The sequence below is a fragment of the Streptomyces sp. NBC_00102 genome (genome assembly GCF_026343115.1).
GTDB lineage: Bacteria > Actinomycetota > Actinomycetes > Streptomycetales > Streptomycetaceae > Streptomyces.
Map to the genome: position 1 here is coordinate 3,488,033 of NZ_JAPEMC010000001.1, position 23,674 is coordinate 3,511,706.

A 23,674-nucleotide genomic window follows, 5' to 3' on the forward strand; every position below is an offset into this window, starting at 1 on the left:
GAGGGGCCTTTCGGACCGGGCCGGCGAGCGGCGAGGACGCCGGGGGGAGGAGCGGAACGGGCGGAGGGGCCCGGTGCGCGGAGCGCGCGCGGTCCGGGCCCCTCCTGGGTACCTGTGCGGGTGCCGGGGACTACTTCTTGAAGCCGTAGTCCAGCAGCTTCTTCACGTCGGAGGTCCGGGTGGTCTCGGACGTGGAGGCCAGGACGGCGCCGATCACCGTCTTGCCGTTGCGGGTGGCCGCGAAGACCAGGCAGTACTTGGCGTTGCTGCCGGAGCCGGTCTTGACGCCGATCATGCCGCTGTAACTGCTCAGCAGCTTGTTGGTGTTGGTCCACGACATGTAGCGGTAGCCACCGCTCTTCGTGGTGACCTTCTGCTTCGTCGACTTCGTGGCGACGACGGCGCGGAAGGTGGAGTTCTTCATGGCGCTGCTGGCGATCTTCGTCAGATCACGCGGCGTCGAGTAGTTCGAGCCATTGCTTATGCCGTCGAACGAGTCGAAGTGCGTGTTCTTCAGGCCGAGGGCCTTCGCGTCGGCGTTCATCTTGCCGAGGAAGGACTTCACGCGGGCGGCGCGGGTCGTGCCGGTGCCGAACTTGTCGGCCAGCGCGTACGCCGCGTCGCAGCCGGACGGCAGCATCAGGCCGTACAGCAGCTGGCGCACGGTGACCTTGTCGCCGACGATCAGGTGCGCCGAGGAGGCGCCCTTGGCGACGATGTAGTCGCTGTACGCCTTCTGGATCGTGACGGTGCTGTTCAGATTGAGGTTCTTCTGGGCCAGCACCACCTTGGCGGTCATGATCTTGGTGGTGGAGCCGGTGGCGCGGCGGGTGTCGGCGCCCTTGGAGTAGAGCGTCGAAGCGTTCGCGTTGTTCATCACGAACCCGCCGGGCGCGACGACGGTGGGCGTCGGGACCGTGGCCGCCTGCGCGGTGGTGGCGAGTGCCCCACCTGCGATGACGGCACCGGCCGTCAGGGTAACGGTCGCCGCGACCGAAGTGCGACGAATGCCCGTCATGCGGATTTTCAAGGTAAATGCTCCAAATGCCACTGGAATGCGGCTGCATGGGAGCCGCTGATGGTGAGACTCCTGGGAAGGCCGCTTGGATGTACGCGCGCCGGGGCGCGTTTGGGCGGCGTGCGGAGCGCTGCGCATCGTAACGCGCGGGGCCGGCCTCCCCGCTGCCCCTGAGGTCGCTGATGCGCCTGTGGCCAAAGGGTCGTGAGGGTTTGCCGGGACGTCCGGATCATGGACGGTTCCCCTCATGCGTCCATGTTGTATCTATGCTGTGTGCATGCCTGCCGCGTCTCCCGCATCACCTCCTGCTGCCCATCGGGCGGAGTCCAAACCGCCACCCGCCGCCGACCGCGTCTACTCCCACGTCAAGAAGGCGGTACTCGACCGCCGCTACGAGGGCGGGACGCTCCTGACCGAGGGGGACCTCGCCGAAGCCGTCGGCGTCTCCCGGACCCCCGTGCGCGAGGCGCTGCTCCGCCTCGAAGTGGAAGGGCTGCTCAAGCTCTACCCGAAGAAGGGCGCCCTCGTCCTCGCGGTCTCCGCGCAGGAGATCGCCGATGTCGTGGAAACCCGGCTGCTGGTGGAGGAGTTCGCCGCCCGCAAGGCGGTGCCCGCCTCCCCCGGACTGATCGGCCGGCTGGAAGAGCTGCTGGCGCAGCAGCGCACCCTGGCCGAGGCCGGCGACCTGGAGGCCGTCTCCGTCGCCGACCGCTGCTTCCACGCCGAGATCGTGCGCAACGCCGGGAACCAGATCCTCTCCCGCCTCTACGACCAGCTCCGCGACCGGCAGTTGAGGATGGGCGTCGCCGTGATGGAGGCGCACCCCGGCCGAATCGCCGCCAACATCAACGAGCACGCGGAGCTGCTGGAGGCCATTCGCTCGGGCGATGCCGAGGAGGCCGCCCAGGTCGTCCGGCGCCACGTCGGCCGGGTCAAGGTGCTGGTGCGGGGTGAGGACCGATGAGCTCGGCGGCAGCGCCCACCCTCTCCCTCCCCGGTGATCCGCCCGGCGGCCGTCGTGCCGCGTGGGTGTGGGGCATCGGGGTCGCCGTCTACTTCGTCGCGATCATCTTCCGTACGAGCCTCGGGGTCGCCGGGCTCGACGCCGCCGAGCGGTTCGACGTCAACGCCTCGGCGCTGTCCACCTTCTCCATCCTCCAACTGCTGGTGTACGCGGGGATGCAGATACCCGTCGGCCTGATGGTCGACCGGCTCGGCACGAAGAGGGTCCTCGCCCTCGGCGCGGTCCTCTTCACCGCGGGCCAGCTCGGCTTCGCGCTCTCTCCCTCGTACGGCTCCGCGCTCGCCTCGCGCGCGCTGCTCGGCTGTGGCGACGCCATGACGTTCATCAGCGTGCTGCGGCTCGGTACCCGGTGGTTCCCGGCCCGGCGCGGCCCGCTGATCGGCCAGGTCGCCGCGCTCTTCGGGATGGCGGGCAACCTCGTCTCCACCCTCTTCATCGCCCGCGCTTTGCACTCCTTCGGCTGGACGACCACCTTCGTCGGCAGCTCGCTGGCGGGCGTGCTGGTGCTGGTGCTGATGCTGCTCTTCCTGAAGGACCACCCCGAGGGCCACGAGCCCCCGCCCGTGGAGCACGCGGGCGCCGCGTACGTACGCCGGCAGATCGCCGCGTGCTGGCGCGAGCCCGGCACCCGGCTCGGGATGTGGGTTCACTTCACCACGCAGTTCCCGGCGATGGTGTTCCTGCTGCTGTGGGGGCTGCCGTTCCTCGTGGAGGACCAGGGGCTCAGCCGGGGGACGGCCGGCAGCCTGCTCACCCTGGTGGTGCTCTCCAACATGTCGGTGGGGCTCGTCTACGGCCAGGTCATCGCCCGCCACCACGCCGCCCGGCTGCCGCTGGCGCTGGGCACGGTCGGGGCGACGGCGGTGTTCTGGGCGGCCGCCGTCTTCCACCCGGGTCACGCCCCGATGTGGCTGCTGATCATGCTCTGCGTGGTGCTCGGGGCCTGCGGCCCCGCCTCGATGATCGGCTTCGACTTCGGGCGGCCCGCCAACCCGCCCGAGCGGCAGGGCACCGCCTCCGGCATCGTCAACATGGGTGGGTTCGTCGCCTCGATGACCACGCTGTTCCTGGTCGGGGTGTTGCTCGACGCGACCGGCGACGACTACACGATCGCGTTCTCCTCGGTGTTCTTCCTGGAGGCGCTCGGCGTCGTACAGATCCTGCGGCTGCGCGGGCGCGCGGCGGTGCGGGAGAGCGAGCACCACGTGATCAGCCGGGTCGAAGCGGTGCACGTGCCGGTGTGAGGTGCCTGCCCGGTGGTACGGGCGCACCGGGTCACCGGGCGCACCGGGGCATCGGGGCATCGGGCGCACCGGGTCACCGGGGCATCGGGGCATCGGGGCATCGGGGCATCGGGGCATCGGGGCATCGGGGCATCGGGGCACCGGGGCACCGGGTCACCCACCCCCGTGGGTGGCCCGCCGGGCGCGGGCGGTGCCCCAGCCGACGAGCGCCGCGGCGACGACGGTGAGCGCCAGGCCCGCGACCGTGGTGGCCTCCTGGAACTCCGCGGTCTGCCGGGCGCTCCACCGCGAGCCCGCGAGGCTGCCGGTGAACAGCGCGGCGAGGACGGTGCCGGAGACGGTGACGGCCGCACCGGAGGTGACCTCGGAGGCGGTGTCCACGAGGGCCGCGCCGATCGTGGTCCGGGATTCGGGGAGCCCCCGCATCACGTTGACCCCGGCGACGACGCCGACCACCCGCATGCCGGCGGCCACCAGTACGAGGGCGAGCGCGACCCACCCGTAGCCGTACCCGCCCAGTACGGCGTACACGGCGAGACCGGCGACGACCGCCGAGGCGCTGAGCCACGCGGCCCGTTCGAGCCCGGCCCGCTCCACGAACGGCCGGACGAACGCGCCGCCCGCCAGCAGCACGGCCACCTGCGGCAGCATCCCGAGAGCGGCGTGCGCGGGCGACCAGCCCCAGTCGAGCTGGAGCCGGAGCGTCACGAGGTAGCCGAGGCCCGCGGTCGCCAGCCCGGCCGCCGCCTTGAACGCCAGACCGCTCGACACCAACGGGGCTGCGAGGAGCCGGAGTTCGAGCAGAGGGTGGCGCGCCGTCCGCTCCCGCAGCACGAACGAGACCGCCCCGGCCGCCACCGCGGCCGTCGCCGCCCAGGGGGCCAAGGAGCCGGCGCCCCGGTCCACGAAGAGCGTCGGCGAGACGAGCGCGGCCACGACCGTCGCCGTACCCAGCAACGCCCCGGCCACGTCCACCGGATCGCGGTGCAGCCCGGCCGGGTCGTCCGGCGCGATCCCGCCGCGTACCCCGAGGAACGCCAGCGCGGCCACGGGTACGTTCACCAGCAGCAGCACCTGCCACGGCGCGACCGCGAGTACGAGACCGCCCACCGTCGGCCCGACCGCGAGCCCGGCCAGGCCCACGGTGGAGATCAGGGTGGTCGCCCGTACCCGCAGGCCGTCCTCGTCGAACAGCCGGAAGGCCAGCGCCATCGACCCCGGTGTGGTCATCGCCGCCGCGACACCCGTCACCGCGCGGACCGCGATCAGCTGCCCCGGGGTGGTGACGAAGGCGGTCGCCAGGCTCGCGACGCCCAGCAGCACCAGCCCGGCGAGCATCACCCGCCGCCGCCCGAACCGGTCGGCCACCGCGCCGAAGCCGAGCATCAGCCCGCCGAACACGACCGCGTACACGCCCGTCACCCACTGGAGCGCGGTGGCCGAGGCGTGCGTCTGGCGCCCGATGGTGGGCAGTGCGACGTTCAGGACCGAGTTGTCCAGCATCTCGAAGAGGAACACCGCCGACAGCCCGGCCAGCGCCACCCGGGCCTCGCGCAGGGAGCGGGGCTTCGTGGGTGCGGTCGGTGCGGGTGCGGGTGTGGGTGCCGTCCCGGTCTCGTCGTGAGTGCGCACGGGCAACCACCTAAGATATAGAGTCCTATCTTACGGAGGGCAGCGTAGGGCTCCGAAATAAGATAGGCAAATCTATCTCAGTGGTTCAGGGATCAGAGATCCTCAAGGAGACGTGATGGCGGAGCGACGACGCGGACCGGCGCTGGAGAAGGCGCTCCTCGACGCGGCCTGGGAAGAACTCAAGGCCAACGGCTACGCGAGGTTCACCATGGACGCCGTCGTCCGGCGCGCGGCCACCAGCCCGCCCGTCCTCTACCGCCGCTGGCCCGACCGTGACGCACTCGTCCGGGCTACCGTCCTCCACGTCATGCGCGGGGCCCTCCTCGACGTCCCCGACACCGGGAGCCTGCGCGAGGACGTCCTGGCCCTCATGCGGGAGATCAACGCCACCCGCGTCGATCTCGTCACCGTCATGAGCGTCCAGCTCGCCGACTACCACCGCGCCACCGGCACCAGCCCCGACGCACTGCGCGACCCCCTCGCCACCGGCCGCAAGGAGGCCGTCGACGCGCTCTACGACCGCGCCGTCGCGCGCGGCGAGGTCCGGGCGGAAATCCTCACCGACCGCATCAGGTCACTCCCCTTCGACCTGCTGCGCCACGAACTCCTCACGACCTTCGCCCCGGTCCCCGACGACGTGCTCGAAGAGATCGTGGACACGGTCTTCCTGCCCCTGCTCCGCTGACACTCCTCGTACGGTGCTGCGGACTTACGGACTTACGGAGTCACCGCGAACCGGTGCAGGATCGCCGCCGCCAGGTCCTCGTCGCCCTCCACCTTGACCCGGTCCGCGACGGCCGACGCACGCACCCGTCCGCAGGCCAGCCGGTAGAACGTCTCCCAGTCCATCGCCAGCGACACGGCCGGACCCAGCGACGGCGAACCGTCGATCGAGCCCCGCCCCTCCGCGTCCACCCGGATCGTACGGAGGAACTCCAGCGGGCCCTGCACGTCGAGCACCACGGCCGAGTTGGCCGGGGCGCCCGCGTCCTTGGCGACGACCTTCGGCAGCGCTTCGAGCAGCGTGTCGCGGACGATGTGGGCGCCGGGGGAATCGAGGTTGCCGGGCTGCCCGAGCGCCGCACGCAGGTCCTGTTCGTGCACCCACACGTCGAAGGCCCTCATGTGCAGGGCGACTTCGAGGGTCTGTTCGGCACCCAGGGGCGCCCGGACCATCGTCTCCGGGGCGCGTGACTCGTTCCGCAGCTGCCGGGAACGGCGGATGATCGTGTACTCCAGCTCCGAGGTCATCTCGGGCGAGGTGTGGTGGCGCCGGACGTCGACCTGCATCTCCATGTACCGCGCGATGTCGCTCTGTACGTGGTAGAGGTCGCGCGGCAGCGTGTGGATGGGCCGCGGGTCGCCGAGCTGCTCGCACTCCATGCCGATGATGTGCGACACGATGTCACGCACCGACCAGGCGGGGCACGGTGTGCGGCGGTTCCAGTCCCCCTCGGCGAGCGGCAGCACCAGCTCCGTTATCGCCTCGATGGAGTGGGTCCAGGCATCGGCGTAGGTCTGGAGGCTGGGATGGACGGTCACGGGACCCCTCGTGCGGTTCTTCGTTGCGTGGGCTGGAGAGCAGGGAGTGCTGGCGGCGGGTGGGCTGGCACTGACGGCGCTGTCTGGCGAGCTGCGTGGGAGGTTCGTTCCTTCGGAAAGTTCCAAGTTACGCTGCGATCAGGCACCCCGGCAGTGCTTTCGTGTGACGATCGTAGGCCGGTGTTGACGGCTCGAATGCCAGGACGGTGGTACTGTGCGCGCCTCTCTTATCCAGATCGCGGTAAACCCGGACGAACCCGTCAATCACCGCAGAGCGAGGGCGGCTTCGCTCGTGGTCGGCGAGGCGTCAGGTCCGAATCCGGCCGACTTGGTGGTCCTCCCCGAACTCTGGCCGGTCGGAGCCTTCGCCTTCACGCGGTTCGCCGACGAGGCCGAACCTCTCGAAGGCCCCACGCACGAGGTGATGTCCCGCGCGGCGGCCGAGGCGGGCGTCTGGCTGCACGCCGGCTCGTTCGTCGAACGCGCCGAGGACGGCACCCTCTACAACACCTCCCTCGTCTTCGACCCGCAGGGCGAACGCGTCGCCACCTACCGCAAGATCCACCGCTTCGGCTTCGACCAGGGCGAAGCGGTCCTGATGGGCGCCGGCGAGAACCTCACCACCGTCGCCCTCCCGGACACCACCCTCGGACTCGCCACCTGCTACGACCTCCGCTTTCCCGAACTCTTCCGCGGCCTGGTCGACGCGGGCGCCCAGACCTTCGTCGTCCCGGCCGGCTGGCCCGAGCGCCGCCGCGCCCACTGGACCCTCCTCGCCCAGGCCCGCGCGGTCGAGAACCAGGCGTACGTCCTCGCCGTCGGCACCGCCGGCACCCACGCCGACGTCCCCCAGGCGGGCCACACCATCGCGGTCGACCCCTGGGGCGAGATCCTCGGCGAGGCCGGCCCGGACGAGGAGATCCTCCGCGTGGAATTCGACCCGGCGACGGTGGAGAAGACCCGAGCCCAGTTCCCGGCCCTGAAGGACCGGCGGCTGGGGGTGGAACGGCCGGGGGCGGTGGGGTGAGGGCGATAGGCCCGAGTCGGTGAAGTCGGCCGAAACGGTGAGCGGGGCCGGGTAAAGGCCCAGGTCAGGGAGAGGTGCTTCCCGCGCACGCGGGGATGGTCTCGGGTCGGTGATCCGCTTCCAGGTTTCCGCCGGGTGCTTCCCGCGCACGCGGGGATGGTCTCTTGATTTCATTGGTCACCAGCTCCGTCACGACGTGCTCCCCGCCCGTGCGGGGATGGTCCCTCCTCGATGAGGATGGTTTTGGCGAGGTGGCCGTGCTCCCCGTTCGTGCGGGGATGGTCCCGCCCAGCCCGTCTGGATTGATGTCCCAGCGGTCGTGCTCCCCGCACCTGCGGGGATCGTCGCCCGGAGCGCGCCCGCGCGGGTTCGCGCGAACTGGGCGTGATCCGGCTTGCCGAACGGTCGCCGTGCCGCATCCGACTGGTCAGTTCGCAGGCCAATGCGGGTTCGGTGTGCCCTCGTCGCTCATGTGCGCCCGTCGCCAGATCCCCTTCCACCCGGCCGGGTGGAACGGCTCGAACCGGTGCCGCTGTCCGCACGGACACGGCGTCAGCTCCCACGCGCACCCACGGCACGACTCGACCCAGCCGTGTCCGGTCGAGCTCAGCACCCTCGGTGCTTCGTCCCCGCAAGCCGGGCAACCGGGCAACTCGGCGCCGTCCAGGATCGCGTTCCGCCGCCGGACGTACGCGGGCAGGCGCAGCGACGGATGGCGGAACGGGTCCTGGTGCCAGACGTGGTCCGGATCGTCCCACCCGGTCCGCAGCCACCACGGGCGCGGGTCCGGCGCCGCCCGTCGTCCGGCCCGCTTCTCCGCTCGGCGCCGCGTGGCGTACTCGTCCGCCCGCGCGAGCCACAGCACCCGCGCCTCGTGCAGTTCCTCCACCGCCCGCACCAGGGCGTCCGGATCCGCCTCCAGTCGTCGGGGGATCGCCGCGCTGAGCGTGAGGTGGTGGTACGTGGCCCTGAGGCCGTACGGCGCGAAGACGGTGAGGCAGCTCCGCAGTGCGCTGTGCCGGCGGTGGGGGAGCAGGCGGGCATCGTGCACGCGCGCCCGGTGAGTCAGGAAGCTGGTCATGGTGAGGAGGCCAAGTCGGTGCGGTCGAGCACCTCGGGCCGGCCTCGCCGGGTCGCCGGCACGCCTCGCATCACGATCACACGGGGATGATGCCGGACCCACTGCCGTACCGCCACGGCTTTCCTTCTGCGCGGGCCACGGAGGGGTCTCGACTCAGCCCGCGCGCAGGGTGCTGGTGGATAGCCTGGCTGCATGACGAACCGTGACGGCATTCGCATCGAACTCGGAAGCATTATGAGGGAGTTGGAAGCAAATGGTTTCGACGAGGTCCGGGTGGAGTTCGCCCCGGACAGTCATGTCGCCGGCGAGGTGATTGCCGGAGTGGCGCGCCAGGGGCTCGTGGCGGCCAACAACGCGGCCGACAAGACCGCGCCGGACTCCGCCTGGGGGTCGTTCCTGACGGCAAGTTTCGCGGGTGTCTCCGTGAAGATCGGGTCGCTGTGGAGTGATGGGGCGCTGGTCAGGTGGCTCGACGCTTTCGCCGGTGAGCTGCGGGCGGGTGGGCTGTCGGGTGAACTGCGGGCCACGGAGACCATCCGGCTGCCGGACTGGGTTCGGCAGATCGCCGAACCGATGATGACGGCGTACGTCGCGCTGAGCGCGCCGGGCGATGCCGGTGCGGCGGGTTGGGCCGAGCGGGCCGCGCGCTGGGCGGCCGAGGCGGGGGGTGATGCCTACGTCTCCAGCGCCGGGATGAGTCAGCTCGACACCACTGGCGACGTGGCGGCGCACCTGGCCTGGACTCTGCGCGTGGCTTCGTCCGGCTCACTGCTGTACGCGGACGCGCAGGCGTCGCGGGCCGCCATCGTAGAAATTGAGCGGGACGGCCAGGCGACGTATCAGACCCATGACACGTCCGCCACCCTGGAGGACCGGACCGGCCGGGCCCGCGCGGCGGTCCTCGCCGAAGCGGAGCACGCGCACTACGCGTTCATGGCACCGACGCCGCGTCGGGCGTACGGCTGGGACGCGCGCGGCCGAGCCCTGCCGCCCCTGCGCCCTGAGGTCCCCGCCACCGCGCTCAGCGTCGACGCGCACCTGTGGAACCGGTTCGTCCCCGACGTCCACTGCATGCAGCTGCTCACCGACGAGCACCTGGCGAAGGTCTCGGACCTTTCGCGGTGGACCGTCACCCCCGTCGCTCCCGGTCGCACGCTCGTCGAGGCCCCGGATCTGGCCGAGTGGCTCCGCACCGGTGGACCCGCACCCTCGGTCCTCGACCGCGCGCGGGCCGACTTCGGCCGGGTTCTGGTCTCCGCCGACGACCTCCGATGACGCCGCTCGTCCCGCCGGCCCCGAGGTGCCCCTGGCGCGCGGCGGCGCCCCGCTCCCGCGAGGCGCACCCCGGCAGCCCTCAGTCCTCGTCCTTCTCGTGCTCCTTCTCCGCCAGCACGATCACGCACACGGCGACCGCGATCAGCAGCGAGGCGTCCGCGTCCTCGCGCACGATGTCGATGCCGTAGGTGTCGCGGATGCTGAGCCACCGCCGGGAGATCTGGGCCAGCAGCTCGTCGTCGTAGTCGATCGCGAACTCGCGGTCGAGGATGTTGCCGCTGACGTCCAGCTCGGTGCCGTCGGCCATCGTCACGCGGTAGTTGTTCCGCAGCAGCGAGAGATGCTTCTTCCTCACCCGGGCGAGCTCTTCGCCGTCGCGCTCGATGATCATCGTGTCGCGGATGCTGATCAGCTTCTGCCGCAGCTCCACGAGGACCCGGCCGTTCGCGTCCTTCAGCTCGAAGGTGTCGCGTACCCGCATGGCCTTGCCGTCGACGAGGAACACCTTGCGGCCCTCGGTGTCCTCGATCCAGTAGTCGTCACCGATGGCGAACAGTCGCTCGCGTACGAGAAGTCTCATGGAGCACAGGTTCCCGGAGCCCGGCGCGGAATGCATGGGGGCGCGCGAGGTGCCCGGCTGTGCCGGGGCTCTGTGAATGAAGGATGACCGCGTCATGAACGGGGGTGTCTGCCCCGGTGACGTCTTCTCGTCCCTCGCGTGCGACGGGAACCAGGACCGGGCGGGCGGAGTCACGGTCGTGAGGAGGAGACAGCGCGTCCGGCGCCTCGTCCGTACCGATCCCACGCACCACTGGACACCCGGAGGAGAGAACATGCCCCACCGTCCGAGGCGGACAGCTGCGTTGTTCACAGGGGTGCTGCTGGTCGGAGGGCTGACCGCCTGTGATCCGGAGGGGCTGCACTCCGCCGAGCACGCCGGGCCGTTCCCGTACGAGTCCCCGGCGGACACTGCCGACGTCGACCTGCGCGAGGCCCTGTCCGATTACGGTGTCCGCCTTCCGGAGGGGGCCGAGAAGATCACCTACGGTGCGCTCAAGGCGCTGGACGGCTACCCGTTTCGCGTCGAGTTCTCGATGCCCTGCGACGGCGTTCCGGCCTTCGTCCGGGACAGCCGGCTCGTCTCCGTGGGGACGAAGACCCCGGACGCGGTGGAGATGAGTGTCCTGGAGGCGGGGTTCCCCCTGGACGAGGACCCCGCCTACGCCCGGGCGAAGGAGTCCGAGCTGCTCACGGTGTACGCGGCGGTCATCGAGCGGTCGGGGACGTGCAAGGTGTTCCTCAGCAGCTGAGGCCGCCGGAAGCCCGTCCCACGCGGGTGCCCGGCACTGAAATACGAGTGGCACCCTTGAGGCATGAACGATGCCGTCCCGGCGCCCACCCCCGCGCCCCACCGTGCCCGTGTCCGCGCCCCCGAGCTCATCGGCAAGGGCGGCTGGCTCAACACGGGTGGCCAGCAGTACACCCTCGCTGACCTGCGAGGACGCATTGTCGTCCTCGATTTCTGGACCTTCTGCTGTGTGAACTGCCTGCACGTCCTCGACGAGCTGCGCGAGCTGGAGGAGAAGCACCGCGACACCGTGGTGATCATCGGTGTGCACTCGCCGAAGTTCGTGCACGAGGCGGAGCACCAGGCCGTCGTGGACGCCGTGGAGCGGTACGAGGTGCACCACCCGGTGCTGGACGACCCCGAGCTCGCGACGTGGAAGCAGTACGCGGTCCGCGCCTGGCCGACGCTCGTGGTCATCGACCCCGAGGGGTACGTCGTCGCCCAGCACGCCGGTGAGGGCCACGCCCACGCCATCGCGAAGCTGGTGGACGAGCTGGAGGCCGAGCACGCGGCGAAGGGCACCCTGCGGCGCGGGGACGGACCGTACGTCGCGCCCGAGCCGGTCGCGACCCACCTGCGCTTCCCCGGCAAGGCGCTGCTGCTGCCGGACGGCGGTTTCCTGGTGTCGGACACCACCCGGCACCGTCTGGTCGAGCTGGAGGCGGACGGCGAGACCGTGCGCGGCCACTACGGCACCGGCGAGCGCGGCTTCACCGACGGCGGCCGGGACGAGGTGCGGTTCAGCGAGCCGCAGGGCCTCACCGTGCTGCCGGACGGCCGGATCGCCGTCGCGGACACCGTCAACCACGCGCTGCGTGCCCTGGACCTCACCACCGGCCGCACGGTGACGCTCGCCGGTACCGGTAACCAGTGGTGGCAGGGCTCCGCGACCTCCGGTCCGGCGCGCGAGGTCGACCTCTCCTCGCCGTGGGACATCGCCTGGTTCGGCGACCGCCTCTGGATCGCCATGGCGGGCGTGCACCAGCTGTGGACGTACGACCCCGGGGCCGGGACCGTCGAGGTCGCGGCGGGCACCACCAACGAGGGCCTCGTCGACGGCCCGGCCGCCGAGGCGTGGTTCGCGCAGCCCTCCGGGCTCGCGGTCTCCACCGACGGGGAGCGGCTGTGGATCGCCGACTCCGAGACCTCGGCGCTGCGCTTCGTGGACCGCGAGGGCGTGGTGACCACGGCCGTGGGTACCGGGCTCTTCGACTTCGGGCACCGGGACGGGGCCGCCGAGCAGGCACTGTTCCAGCACCCGCTGGGCGTCACCGCGCTGCCGGACGGTTCGGTGGCGGTCTCGGACACCTACAACAACGCGCTGCGGCGCTTCGACCCGGCGAGCGGCGAGGTGACCACGCTCGCCACCGATCTGCGGGAGCCGAGCGACGCCGTGCTGGTCGACGGGGACCTGGTGGTCGTGGAGTCGGCGCGGCACCGGCTGACCCGGCTGCGGCTGCCGGAGGAGGCCCTGCGGGTCGACGGCGGTGCGCACCGCACCCAGCGCGCGGCCACCGAGGTCGCCGCCGGGAACCTCCGGCTGGACGTGGTCTTCCAGGCCCCGGCCGGTCAGAAGCTCGACCTGCGCTACGGCCCCTCCACCCGGCTGCTGGTCTCCTCGACCCCGCCGGAACTGCTGGCCGAGGGTTCGGGCCAGGGTACGGACCTCTTCCGCGATCTGGTGCTCGCGGACGGGGTCACCGAGGGCATCCTGCACGTGTCGGCGATGGCGGCGTCCTGCGACGACGACCCCGCCAACGAGTACCCGGCCTGCCACGTCCACCAGCAGGACTGGGGCGTACCGGTCGTGGTGACGGCGGACGGCGTGGCCCGGCTGCCGCTGGTGCTGGCCGGGATGGACGAGCAGGGCTGATCTCCGCAGCCTGCCGGGCGGCGCGCGGCCGGGGGAGCGCCCCGGCCCGAGGCCGCTCGGCAGGCTCTCAGAACTCGTCGGCTCCGTTGCGCAGCTCGGGCGTCCAGTAGCCGGTCGCCCACTTCGCCGGGTCGACGGCGATCCCGCCGGAGCCCGGGGCCTTCACGGTGGCCATGCCGGCGCCGCCCGGGAAGGTGAGGGTGAAGTCCTCGGCGGTCCTGACGTCCTCGTCCGTCCCGCCGTCCGACAGCCGCACCACCGCGTACGCGGGGGCACCGGCGGTGAGCACGACGGCGTCGGCGGGCTTGCTCTTGGCGACGGCGGGCGCGGCGCCGAGGGCGTTCTCCAGGAACCGGATCTCGGGGAAGCCCGGCATCAGGCAGCTGTGCCCCGAGGTGTTCTTCGCGGTCAGCACGATGTGGGTGTAGGGCGGGCCGTCCTGGGTCTCGGCACTGATGACGAGGCCCTTGGTGGTGCAGGCCGGGGTGGCGGAGGAGGCCGCGCCGCCACTGCCCCCGGTCGACGCGGTGTCGGCGGTCTCCGTGGCACCGGCGTCCTGCGTGGCGTCCGCGTCCTGTGCCGGGTTCGCGGAGGCGGCGGGCGTGGCCGATCCGCTCTGCGCAGTCCCGGTGGACGCCGCGTCCGCGGACTTCGTGGCGGAGTCGTCGCCGTCGCACGCGGTGAGCGTGAGGGCGAGGGCAGCGGTGGCCGCGGCGGTGAGGACGGCGGTGCGGGTGCGGAAGGCGGACGCGCGCATGGGAAGTTCCCCCGGAAGTGGTGAGGAGACGGCGGGCCGGTCGGGCCATCACGCCTGTGAGCTGCTGACATTCCCGATTCTGGGCTGCGCCGCTCACGTTCCGCTGCCGTCCCGCTGACGTCCTGCTGACGCCCGGCGGAGGGAGGGCGGCAGCGTCCGGGGGCCGCCCCTCACCGGGGTGTGGTGCGCGCTCAGCTCCCGTCGGTGAGCCTGCGCAGCGCCAGCCAGTGGCGGGTGCGGTAGTCCGCCCGCGCCGAGACGCGCAACAGGACCTCCAGGGCGTGTACCGCTCCCTCGTCGTAGCCGACGTGTTCCGCCTCCTCGGCCGCACGGTCCAGCAACCTGATTCCCCCGTCCTCCTCGCCGAGCGCCAGCCGGGACTCGCCGGCGATGGTCAGCAGCAGGATGCGGCGGGCGGCCTCTCCGGGGCCGGGGCCCGGCTCCAGGGCCGTACGCGTGGATTCGAGGGCGTCGGCGGGGCGGTGGGCGGTGAGCTGCAGCCGGGCCAGGTGCTGCAGGGCGAGCATCTCGGTGTGCCGGTCCCGTTCTTCGCGGGCCAGGGCGACCGCGCGTCCGCAGCCCTCCAGCGCCGTGTCGAGATCGCCCTGCTCGGCCTGGACGGCCGCCAGGTTGATCAGCGCCGTCGCCTCGCCCAGCCGGTCCCCCGCCTGCCGTGCGAGGCCCGGCGAGCGCTCCAGGAGTGCGGCGGCCTCGGCGGTCCTGCCCTCTTCCGTCAGGACCCACCCCAGGAGGTTGAGCACCCTCGACTCGGCGTACGGGTCCTTCTCCTCGCGCGCGGAGTCCAGCGCCAGTTCCAGCAGGGGGGCCCAGCTGTCGCGCACCCGCCACACCACCTGCGGCCACTGGAGGAGGATGATGCGCCAGGCCCGGTCGTGCAGGCCCGCCTTCCGGGCGGCGACGGCCGCCCGGGCCAGGTCGTCCCGTTCGGCGGCCAGCCAGCGCATCGCCGCGGCCCGGTCGGCGAAGTCCCTTACGGCGCAGGGGCGGTGGTCCGCCGGCAGGACGAAGCAGGGCTCGCCGCCGGGTTCCGCCGCGTCGGCGGCGGCCAGGGCGGTGGCGACGCAGTGGTCGAGGACGCCGATCAGTGCCTCGGGCCCGGACGCCGGGTCCAGGCCGCGGGCGTACAGGCGCACCAGGTCGTGCAGTACCCAGTGGTCAGGGGCGGTCTCCGTGACGAGGTGCGCGGAGCCGAGGCGTTCCAGGGCGGTCGCGGCGGCCCCGGGACCGGTGCCCGCGAGGGCCGCGCAGGCGTACGGGCCGAAGTGGCCGCCCGGATGGTGGCCGAGGCGGGCCAGGAGGTGCGCGGCGTCCGGCGTGAGCTGTTGCACGGTCAGTCGCAGGGCGGCCGAGACGCCGATGTCGTCCACGTCGAGACGGGCCAGCCGCCCGTGTTCGTCGGCCAGTTCGTCGGCGAGTCCGGCCAGTGTCCGCTGCGGGCGTCCGGCCAGCCGGGCGGCCGTGACCCGGAGGGCGAGCGGAAGCCCTCCGCAGAGTTCGGCGAGGCGGCGGGCCGCGACCGGTTCGGCGTGGACCCGCTCCTCGCCGAGCACCCCGGCGAGGAGCGCGGTGCCGTCCTGGGGCTGGAGGGTGTCGAGGGGGACGGGCCTGGCGGCGTCGGAGGCGATGAGGCCTTCCAGCCGGTTGCGGCTGGTGACGACGGTGACGCAGTCGGCGCCGCCCGGGAGCAGGGTGCGGACGACGGCGGAGTCGCGGGCGTTGTCGAGGACCACGAGGAGCCGGCGGCGGTCGGTCAGGGAGCGGAAGAGGGCTGCCGCGGCGGGCACGGACTCCGGGACGCGGCGCGGTGCGACGCCGAGGGCGAGCAGGAACTCGCGCAGCACGTCGCCCGGCCGGGCCTCGCCCGTCTCGCTGAACCCGCGCAGATCGGCGAAGAGCCGCCCGTCCGGGAAGGCGGCGGGGTTGTGGTGGGCCCACTGGAGGGCCAGCGAGGTCTTGCCCACCCCGGCGGGTCCGGTGACCAGGCACACCGGGGCCTCACCCGCGGCGGCCCGGGTGAGCGCGGCCAGTTCGGCCGTGCGCCCGTGGAACCCGCGGGGTGCGCGAGGCAGCAGATCGGTGGGGTGCGGGGCGGCGGGGTGGGTGGCGGTGGCGGGTGGGAAGGGGGCGGCGGGCGGTACCGGTATCGCGGTCCCGGGACCTTCGGGCATGCCCGGTTCCGTGGCCGTGTCACCGGCCGGACCCGGCGGGACGGTACGGCCCGGTGCGGCGCCGGGTCCGGGATCGCCGCGCAGGATCAGCGCGTACGCGTCGGCCAGTTCGCGGCCCGGGTCGATGCCCAGTTCGTCGGCGAGCAGCCGCCTCGTGCGGTGGAACCAGTCCAGGGCCTCCGACTGGCGGCCCGCCCGGTACAGCGCCAGGATCAGGGCCGCCGCCAGGGACTCCCGCAGCGGGTGCGCGGAAGCCTCCGCGCGCAGGACGGCTGCGGCCCGGTGGTGCTCGCCGAGTTCCCCGTAGGCGCGGGCGAGTTCCTCCACCGTCGCGAGCCGTGTCTCCTCCAGGGTGTGCGCCGCCACCTGGAGCGGAGGACCGGCGAACACTCCGCTGAGTGCGGGCCCCTGCCAGAGCGAGAGCGCGTCCCTGAGCATGAGGACGGCGTCGGTGGCGCTGCGCTGCTGCCGGGCCAGCATCAGCAGTTCCTCGAACCGCTGCGAGTCCAGCAGGGTTTCGGGGAGGCGCAGGAGGTAGCCGTCGCCGAGGGTGAGCAGTTCCACCCCGTACGCCTCCGCCTCCGCGCCCACGAGCAGGGCGCGGAGGCGGGAGACGTGTCCCTGGATGACGCCGCGGGCGCGGGCGGGGGGCGTGTCGTCCCACAGGCACTCCGTCAGCCGGGCGACGGACACGGGGGTGTTGGCGGAAAGCAGCAGGGCGGCGAGAAGACTGCGGCGCTTGGCGGGTCCGAGCGGCACCGGCCCGGTGAGGGTCTCGACGGAGACCGTGCCGAGCAGCCGGAACTCCACGAGCGGTTTTCCTTCCGGGCGGTGTCCACCCGGGGCGGGAGCCCGGACCGGGGTCCAGGATATCGGGGGCCCCGCCGGGCCGGTCTGCGGCCGTGTCGCGTACGCCCGAGGGCTTACGGCCGGTTCTCGCGCGGCGCGCCGAACGCCCTTCCGGGCGCCCGGCGGTCCGTCACAGGTACCGCTTCTCGTCCTCCGGGACGACCGTCGTGGGCGGCACGATCATGCGGCGGCGCCGCGCGATGCTCATGTAGGCGAAGACCCCGACGAGGCCGACGAGCATCATGATCCAGCCGACCAGGTCGACGTTGACGGTGTCGATCTGCCAGTCGGTGGCGAACGCGAGTACCGCTCCGACACCGATCAGGAGAATGCATCCTCCGAGTCCCATGACTTCCGCCTCCTCGACGGCCCGGTGACTCCGGGCCGGTGTACGGATCGCGTACCCGGCCCGGCGTCAACCATGTCCGTCGGGGCGGCCGGTGACGTGGTGTCAGCCTGCCAGGAACTCGGTCAGGGCATTGGCCAGCAGGAACGGGTCGTCGGCGCCGCAGAGTTCGCGGGCGCTGTGCATCGACAGGATCGCAGCCCCGATGTCGACGGTCCGGATTCCGTGGCGGGCGGCGGTGATCGGGCCGATCGTGGTGCCGCACGGCATGGAGTTGTTGGAGACGAACGTCTGCATCGGCACGCCCGCGCGCTCGCACGCGGCGGCGAACACGGCCCGGCCGCTGCCGTCCGTGGCGTACCGCATGTTGACGTTGACCTTCAGCATCGGGCCGCCGTTGACGACCGGGTGGTGCGTCGGGTCGTGGCGCTCCCCGTAGTTGGGGTGGATCGCGTGGCCGGTGTCGGAGGAGACGCAGACGCTTCCGGCGAAGGCGCGGGCGCGGTCCTCGTAACCGCCGCCCCGGGCGTACACCGAGCGCTCCATGACGGTGCCGAGCAGCGGGCCGTCGGCGCCGGTGTCGGACTGCGAGCCGTTCTCCTCGTGGTCGAAGGCGGCGAGCACCGGGATGTACGGGAGCTCGGTGCCCTCGGCCGTGTGCCGCTGGACGGCGGCGACGAGCGCGGCGACGCCCGCGTGCACCGAGAGCAGGTTGTCCATCCGGGGGCCGGCCATCAGCTCCTGGTCGCGGCCCAGGTAGGCGGGCTTCTCGACGGCGTGCGCCATCAGGTCCCAGCCGGTCACGTCCTCCGGGTCGACGCCCGCCTCCTCGGCGACGAACCGGATGAGGTCGCCTTCCTCCACCTTGCCCAGGCCCCAGATCGGCTGCATGTGCTTCTGGCGGTCGAGCTTGAGTCCGTCGGTGTTGGCCGAGCGGTCCAGGTGGACGGCGAGCTGCGGGACGCGCAGCAGCGGGCGGTCGACGCAGGTCAGCACGTCGGTGCCGTCGCGCAGGGTGAGCCGGCCGGCGATGCCGAGGTCGCGGTCGAGCCAGGTGTTGAGCAGGGTCCCGCCGTAGATCTCCACGGCGACCTGGCGCCAGCCGTGCGCGCCGGTGTCGGGCAGCGGCTTGACCCGCAGGTTGGGGGAGTCGGTGTGGGCGCCGACGATACGGAACGGGGTGTGGGGGGAAGCGCCTTCGGGGACGTACCAGGCGATGACGGCGCCGCCGCGCAGGACGTACTTCCCGCCGCTCGTCGCGTCCCAGGCCGCGGTCTCCTCGACCTGCCGGAACCCTGCCTTCTCCAGACGGGCCGCGGTGTTGGCCACGGCGTGGTACGGCGAGGGGCTGGCGGCGAGGAAGGACATCAGGTCATCGGTGTGGGACCTGTCGAAAGGGTGGGAGGAACTCATGTTCTTCACTGTAACGAGGCCTGTTGTGAACCATTCACGGTCCGCAGCCGTGCGCCCCCGTCCCCCGGCCCCCGGCCGCCCGCGGTGGACACGACGACGGCCCGCCCCCCGGTATGCGCCGTGCGGGGGCGGGCCGTCGTCGTGTGACGGAGTGCTGAGCGGCTAGAACGCGGCCTCGTCCAGCTCCATCAGGGAGTTGTCGACGGACTCGGCGAGCGCGCGCTCCGTCGAGACGCCGGGCAGGACGTTGGCGGCGAAGAACTTCGCGGCCGCGATCTTGCCCTGGTAGAAGGCGACGTCCTTGGCGGAGGCGGTCGGCAGCTTCTCCGCGGCCACCGCGGCGCCCTTGAGGAGGAGGTAGCCGACGACGACGTCACCGGAGGAGAGCAGCAGGCGGGTGGTGTTGAGGCCCACCTTGTAGATGCTCTTCACGTCCTCGCCGGTCGCGGTGAGGTCGGTGATCATCGTGCCGACGATCGCCTCCAGGTCCACGGCGGCCTTGGCGAGGGAGTCCAGCGCGGGGGCCAGCTCCTCGTTGCCCTGGGCGCCGGCGAGGAACTTCTTGATCTCCTCGGAGAGCGTGTTGAGCGAGGCGCCCTGGTCGCGGACGATCTTCCGGAAGAAGAAGTCCTGGCCCTGGATGGCCGTGGTGCCCTCGTAGAGGGTGTCGATCTTGGCGTCACGGATGTACTGCTCGATCGGGTACTCCTGGAGGTACCCGGAGCCGCCGAAGGTCTGGAGCGACTGCGCCAGCTGCTCGTAGGAGCGCTCGGAGCCGTAGCCCTTCACGATCGGGAGCAGCAGGTCGTTGAGGCCGTGCAGCGCCTTGGAGTCCTCGCCCGCGGCCTCCTTGACCTGGATCGCGTCCTGGACGGAGGCGGTGTAGAGCACGAGGGAGCGCATGCCCTCGGCGTACGCCTTCTGCGTCATGAGGGAGCGGCGCACGTCGGGGTGGTGCGTGATGGTGACCTTGGGGGCGGTCTTGTCCATGAACTGCGACAGGTCCGAGCCCTGGACGCGCTCCTTGGCGTACTCCAGCGCGTTGAGGTAGCCGGTGGAGAGGGTGGCGATGGCCTTCGTGCCGACCATCATCCGGGCGAACTCGATGATCATGAACATCTGGCGGATGCCGTCGTGCTTGTCGCCGATCAGCCAGCCCTTGGCGGGGTGCTGGTCGCCGAAGGTCATCTCGCAGGTGTTGGAGGCCTTGAGGCCCATCTTGTGCTCGACGTTGGTGGCGTAGACGCCGTTGCGCTCGCCCAGCTCGCCGGTCTCCCAGTCGAAGTGGAACTTCGGGACGAGGAAGAGCGACAGGCCCTTGGTGCCGGGTCCGGCGCCCTCGGGGCGGGCCAGCACGTAGTGGAGGATGTTCTCCGACATGTCGTGCTCGCCGGACGTGATGAAGCGCTTCACGCCCTCGATGTGCCAGGAGCCGTCCTCCTGCTGGACCGCCTTGGTGCGCCCGGCGCCGACGTCCGAACCGGCGTCCGGCTCGGTCAGTACCATCGTCGAGCCCCACTGCTTCTCGACGGCGATCTCGGCGACCTTCTTCTGCGCGTCGTTGCCCTCGGCGAAGAGGATGCCGGCGAACGCGGGGCCCGAGGAGTACATCCAGATGGCCGGGTTGGCGCCGAGCAGCAGCTCCGCGTAGGCCCAGATCAGGGAGCGCGGGGAGGTGGTGCCGCCGATCTCCTCCGGCAGGCCCAGGCGCCAGTACTCGGAGTCCATGAACGCCTGGTAGGAGCGCTTGAAGGTCTCCGGGACGGGCGCGGTGTTGGTCGCGGGGTCGAAGACCGGCGGGTTGCGGTCGGCGTCGGTGTAGGAGTCGGCGAGTTCGTTCTCCGCGAGGCGGGTGACCTCGTCGAGGATGCTCTTCGCGGTCTCGACGTCCATCTCCGCGAACGGGCCGGTGCCGTACAGCTTGTCGCGCCCGAGCACCTCGAAGAGGTTGAACTCGATGTCGCGGAGATTCGACTTGTAGTGCCCCATGGGAAGGCTCCGTAATCAATAGCAGTGACGCGCAGCGCCCCGGGGAGTGATGCGGGTCGGGCGACGGGCTGTGCGGAAGGCCGGCCGGCTGCATGACGCGTATCAGTCGACCTCTCCGATGATGCTACCCGCGAGTAATAAGGCGCAACCCCTGGAGCCGGAGATGTGTCCGATTACTCTTTGGGGCATGTACGGCTACGACCAGAACCCGGGTGCACAGCAGCAGATGGGTCAGATGGGGCAGATGGGCGGCGGCTACGCCGAGCAGCCGCTGTACCCCGAGCCTTCGCCGCCTTCCCTGGCGGACGCGGTACGGGCCTTCACCACCGGCACCCTCGCGGCGGAGGACTTCCAGCAGATCTTCGCGACCTCGAAGGTCTACTGCCCGCGCGGCGACGGCCCGGGCTTCCTCGCGCTGCACAACACCCAGCAGCCGGTGATCCCGATGTTCTCCACGCTCAAGGAGCTGCGGCGGTACGCGGGCAAGGAGTCGAAGTACTTCGTGATCACCGGCGCCGAGGTGATCGACCTGCTCCCGACCGGGTACGGCTTCGTCCTGGACATGGAGGGCGACCACCGGATGGTCTTCGATGCCAAGGCCGTCGAGCAGATGGTCGACTTCGCGATGCGGCGCATGTACGGCTGACGCCTCCGTTTCACCCTCGTCCAAGGCCCGTGCCCGTGTGGCGCGGGCCTTTTCCGTGTGCGCGGGTGGGGCCTGGAGGGGTGTGGGTGGGGTCTGGAGGGGTGTCGCGCCCCGCCGGGAATGCGCGACGCCTTGCAGGATGTTCACTGTTCAACTAAATTGGAAGCAGATCCCGCCCGGAGGTGGCTCCCATGCCCGCAGTGACCGTAGAAAACCCGCTGACCCTGCCCAAGGTGGCCGCCTCGGGCGACGCCGTCGCCCGTCCCGTCCTCGCGGTCACCACCGCGCCGACCGGCTTCGAGGGTGAGGGCTTCCCGGTGCGCCGCGCGTTCGCCGGGATCAACTACAAGTACCTCGACCCGTTCATCATGATGGACCAGATGGGCGAGGTGGAGTACGCGGCCGGAGAGCCCAAGGGAACCCCCTGGCACCCGCACCGCGGCTTCGAGACGGTGACCTACCTGATCGACGGCAGCTTCATCCACCAGGACTCCAACGGTGGCGGCGGCACCATCGAGAACGGCGACACCCAGTGGATGACCGCGGGCTCCGGCCTGCTGCACATCGAGGCGCCGCCGGAGTCGCTGGTCATGTCCGGCGGTCTCTTCCACGGCCTCCAGCTCTGGGTGAACCTGCCCAAGAGCCACAAGATGATGGACCCCCGCTACCAGGACATCCGCGGCGGCCAGGTCCAGCTCCTCGCCTCCCCGGACGGCGGCGCGCTGCTCCGCGTCATCGCCGGTGAGCTCGACGGCCACGAGGGCCCCGGCATCACGCACACCCCGATCACGATGATCCACGCGACCGTCCGGCCCGGCGCCGAGGTCACCCTGCCGTGGCGCGAGGACTTCAACGGCCTCGCGTACGTGCTCGCCGGCCGCGGCACCGCGGGCGCCGAGCGCCGCCCGGTCCACATGGGACAGACGGCCGTCTTCGGGGCCGGTTCCTCGCTGACCGTCCGCGCGGACGAGCAGCAGGACGGGCACACCCCCGACCTGGAGGTCGTGCTCCTCGGCGGGCGTCCCATCCGTGAGCCGATGGCCCACTACGGGCCGTTCGTGATGAACAGCCAGGCCGAACTGAAGAAGGCCTTCGAGGACTTCCAGGCCGGCCGCCTCGGCACCGTCCCGGCGGTCCACGGCATGTGATCCACGCCGCGTGCGGGTGACGATCCGTCACCCGCACGCGCCACGGGACGGGACACCCCGTCCGCCCCGTGGTCGGGTGGGGGAGTGCCGAACCGGAAGCCCCTCCTGCCCGACGCCGTACGGCGGACGGCCGCCTGGTGCGGTGTCCTCCTCCTCGTCGCCGCGGTGGCGGGCGTCGTCGTCTGGCTGTCCGTCTACCTCAGGACCGCCGTCACCCCCGTGCTCCTCGCGCTCCTCGGTACGGCGCTGCTCGGCCCGGTCCACCGCTGGCTGACCGCCCACCACGTGCAGCGCTCGCTCTCCGCCGGACTGACCTGCGCGCTGCTCGTCGCCGTCGTCGGCGGCGCCGGATACATCGTCGTCACCGCGCTCATCGACACCGGCGGCCAGATCGTGGACTCCCTGCGGGACGCCGGCCAGTGGGCGATCGACCACTTCGACCTGGGCGACGAGGCGTCGGTGGACAACCTCGCGGGCAGTGCCCGCAACCTCGTCGAGAAGTTCGGCGCCACCGCCGCCGGCGGTGTCCTCACCGGGCTCAGCCTGATCGGCTCGCTGATCGCGACCGCGGTCCTCGCCCTGCTGCTCACCTTCTTCTTCCTGCGCGACTCCGACCGGGCCGTGCGCCTCGCCCACTCCCTCGCGCCGCACGGCACCGGCGAACTCGTCGAAGCCATGGGGCGCCGGGCCTTCGAGGCGGTCGAGGGGTTCATGCGCGGCACCACCTTCATCGCGCTGATCGACGCCCTCTGCATCACCGTCGGCCTGCTGATCCTGCGGGTGCCCGGCGCGGTGGGGCTGGGCGCGCTGGTCTTCGTCGGTGCCTACATCCCGTACCTCGGTGCCTTCCTCTCCGGCGCGGTCGCCGTCCTGGTCGCCCTCGCCGACCGGGGGTTCGTCATCGCGCTCTGGGCGCTCGGGGTGGTCCTCGCCGTCCAGGTCCTGGAGGGCCACGTGCTCCAGCCGATGATCCAGAGCCGCACCGTGCGCATGCACCCGGCCGTCATCCTCGTCGTGCTGACCGCCGGAGCCAGCGTCGCCGGAATCCTCGGCATGCTGCTCGCCGTACCGCTCTGCGCGGCCGCCTTCGGGGTGATCGAGGAACTGCGGCACCGGAACGCGGGGACCGTGGCGGAGCCACCGGCGGGGAGCGGTCCGGCCCGGCCCCACTCGTGAAGGCGAAGCCCCCGGCACCAGCGGCGGGCCACCAGCGCGTACCGGGAACGGAGCACATACGATCTCCGCGCGCGGTCCACCACGGGCCCGCGGGGAG

At 71.7% G+C, this 23,674-nt stretch carries 20 protein-coding genes; 10 read left to right on the forward strand and 10 right to left on the reverse strand.

Annotated features, from left to right (window positions below; genetic code table 11):
• Window positions 1–130 precede the first annotated feature (130 nt).
• On the reverse strand, window positions 131–1,018 hold the full coding sequence (locus OHA55_RS15540; protein ID WP_266706697.1) for a D-alanyl-D-alanine carboxypeptidase family protein: 888 nt from the start codon (window positions 1,016–1,018) through the stop codon (window positions 131–133).
• Window positions 1,019–1,295: 277 nt separating this feature from the next.
• Here OHA55_RS15540 and OHA55_RS15545 point away from each other — a divergent pair, with 277 nt between their 5' ends.
• A complete protein-coding gene (locus tag OHA55_RS15545) occupies window positions 1,296–1,982 on the forward strand; it encodes a GntR family transcriptional regulator (protein WP_266706698.1) in 687 nt (228 codons plus the stop codon).
• Window positions 1,979–3,286, forward strand: a complete 1,308-nt coding sequence (locus tag OHA55_RS15550) for a nitrate/nitrite transporter (protein ID WP_266706699.1) — start codon at window positions 1,979–1,981, stop codon at window positions 3,284–3,286. The genes OHA55_RS15545 and OHA55_RS15550 overlap by 4 nt, the downstream gene beginning before the upstream one ends.
• Before the next feature lie 153 nt (window positions 3,287–3,439).
• Here the strand turns inward: OHA55_RS15550 and OHA55_RS15555 are convergent, their stop codons facing one another.
• Window positions 3,440–4,918 carry an MFS transporter gene (locus OHA55_RS15555; protein WP_266706700.1) on the reverse strand — a complete coding sequence of 493 codons (1,479 nt, stop codon included), beginning with the start codon at window positions 4,916–4,918 and terminating at the stop codon, window positions 3,440–3,442.
• 115 nt (window positions 4,919–5,033) lie between these two features.
• On the opposite strand from OHA55_RS15555, the gene OHA55_RS15560 reads away from it, so the two are divergent.
• A complete protein-coding gene (locus OHA55_RS15560; RefSeq protein ID WP_266706701.1) occupies window positions 5,034–5,603 on the forward strand; it encodes a TetR/AcrR family transcriptional regulator in 570 nt (189 codons plus the stop codon).
• Window positions 5,604–5,635: 32 nt separating this feature from the next.
• On the opposite strand, the gene OHA55_RS15565 is transcribed toward OHA55_RS15560, so the two are convergent.
• Window positions 5,636–6,460 carry a maleylpyruvate isomerase family mycothiol-dependent enzyme gene (locus tag OHA55_RS15565; protein WP_266706702.1) on the reverse strand — a complete coding sequence of 275 codons (825 nt, stop codon included), beginning with the start codon at window positions 6,458–6,460 and terminating at the stop codon, window positions 5,636–5,638.
• 214 nt (window positions 6,461–6,674) lie between these two features.
• Here OHA55_RS15565 and OHA55_RS15570 point away from each other — a divergent pair, with 214 nt between their 5' ends.
• Window positions 6,675–7,487, forward strand: coding sequence for a carbon-nitrogen family hydrolase (locus tag OHA55_RS15570; protein WP_266706703.1), 813 nt, complete (start codon window positions 6,675–6,677; stop codon window positions 7,485–7,487).
• 427 nt (window positions 7,488–7,914) lie between these two features.
• Here OHA55_RS15570 and OHA55_RS15575 read toward each other — a convergent pair whose 3' ends face one another.
• Complete coding sequence (locus tag OHA55_RS15575) at window positions 7,915–8,568, reverse strand: hypothetical protein (protein WP_266706704.1); 654 nt, start codon at window positions 8,566–8,568, stop codon at window positions 7,915–7,917.
• Window positions 8,569–8,760: 192 nt separating this feature from the next.
• Between OHA55_RS15575 and OHA55_RS15580 the strand changes: the two genes are divergently transcribed.
• Complete coding sequence (locus tag OHA55_RS15580) at window positions 8,761–9,843, forward strand: hypothetical protein (RefSeq protein WP_266706705.1); 1,083 nt, start codon at window positions 8,761–8,763, stop codon at window positions 9,841–9,843.
• 79 nt (window positions 9,844–9,922) lie between these two features.
• On the opposite strand, the gene OHA55_RS15585 is transcribed toward OHA55_RS15580, so the two are convergent.
• Window positions 9,923–10,423, reverse strand: a complete 501-nt coding sequence (locus OHA55_RS15585; RefSeq protein WP_266706706.1) for an LURP-one-related/scramblase family protein — start codon at window positions 10,421–10,423, stop codon at window positions 9,923–9,925.
• 253 nt (window positions 10,424–10,676) lie between these two features.
• Between OHA55_RS15585 and OHA55_RS15590 the strand changes: the two genes are divergently transcribed.
• Together OHA55_RS15590 and OHA55_RS15595 are read left to right on the forward strand one after the other, a co-directional pair.
• Window positions 10,677–11,153, forward strand: a complete 477-nt coding sequence (locus tag OHA55_RS15590) for a hypothetical protein (protein ID WP_266706707.1) — start codon at window positions 10,677–10,679, stop codon at window positions 11,151–11,153.
• Between the two features lie 63 nt (window positions 11,154–11,216).
• Window positions 11,217–13,064 (forward strand): NHL domain-containing thioredoxin family protein, encoded by a 1,848-nt coding sequence (locus OHA55_RS15595; protein WP_266706708.1) that lies wholly within the window; start codon window positions 11,217–11,219, stop codon window positions 13,062–13,064.
• Between the two features lie 67 nt (window positions 13,065–13,131).
• Here OHA55_RS15595 and OHA55_RS15600 read toward each other — a convergent pair whose 3' ends face one another.
• From OHA55_RS15600 to OHA55_RS15620, 5 genes are all read right to left on the reverse strand, one after another.
• Entirely contained in the window at window positions 13,132–13,821 is a 690-nt protein-coding gene (locus OHA55_RS15600; RefSeq protein ID WP_266706709.1) for a DUF4232 domain-containing protein, read from the reverse strand.
• Window positions 13,822–14,012: 191 nt separating this feature from the next.
• Window positions 14,013–16,820 (reverse strand): BTAD domain-containing putative transcriptional regulator, encoded by a 2,808-nt coding sequence (locus OHA55_RS15605; RefSeq protein ID WP_266706710.1) that lies wholly within the window; start codon window positions 16,818–16,820, stop codon window positions 14,013–14,015.
• 169 nt (window positions 16,821–16,989) lie between these two features.
• Window positions 16,990–17,208 carry a DUF6458 family protein gene (locus OHA55_RS15610; protein ID WP_266706711.1) on the reverse strand — a complete coding sequence of 73 codons (219 nt, stop codon included), beginning with the start codon at window positions 17,206–17,208 and terminating at the stop codon, window positions 16,990–16,992.
• A 102-nt stretch (window positions 17,209–17,310) separates the two neighbouring features.
• Entirely contained in the window at window positions 17,311–18,618 is a 1,308-nt protein-coding gene (locus OHA55_RS15615) for a M18 family aminopeptidase (RefSeq protein ID WP_266706712.1), read from the reverse strand.
• Window positions 18,619–18,780: 162 nt separating this feature from the next.
• Window positions 18,781–20,607 carry an acyl-CoA dehydrogenase gene (locus tag OHA55_RS15620; protein WP_266706713.1) on the reverse strand — a complete coding sequence of 609 codons (1,827 nt, stop codon included), beginning with the start codon at window positions 20,605–20,607 and terminating at the stop codon, window positions 18,781–18,783.
• A gap of 187 nt (window positions 20,608–20,794) precedes the next feature.
• Between OHA55_RS15620 and OHA55_RS15625 the strand changes: the two genes are divergently transcribed.
• From OHA55_RS15625 to OHA55_RS15635, 3 genes are all read left to right on the forward strand, one after another.
• Window positions 20,795–21,253 carry an SseB family protein gene (locus tag OHA55_RS15625; protein WP_266706714.1) on the forward strand — a complete coding sequence of 153 codons (459 nt, stop codon included), beginning with the start codon at window positions 20,795–20,797 and terminating at the stop codon, window positions 21,251–21,253.
• A gap of 191 nt (window positions 21,254–21,444) precedes the next feature.
• A complete protein-coding gene (locus OHA55_RS15630) occupies window positions 21,445–22,401 on the forward strand; it encodes a pirin family protein (RefSeq protein WP_266706715.1) in 957 nt (318 codons plus the stop codon).
• A gap of 84 nt (window positions 22,402–22,485) precedes the next feature.
• The gene (locus OHA55_RS15635; RefSeq protein ID WP_266706716.1) at window positions 22,486–23,577 is read left to right on the forward strand and encodes an AI-2E family transporter; all 1,092 of its coding nucleotides are present in this window, start codon (window positions 22,486–22,488) and stop codon (window positions 23,575–23,577) included.
• Window positions 23,578–23,674 lie beyond the last annotated feature (97 nt).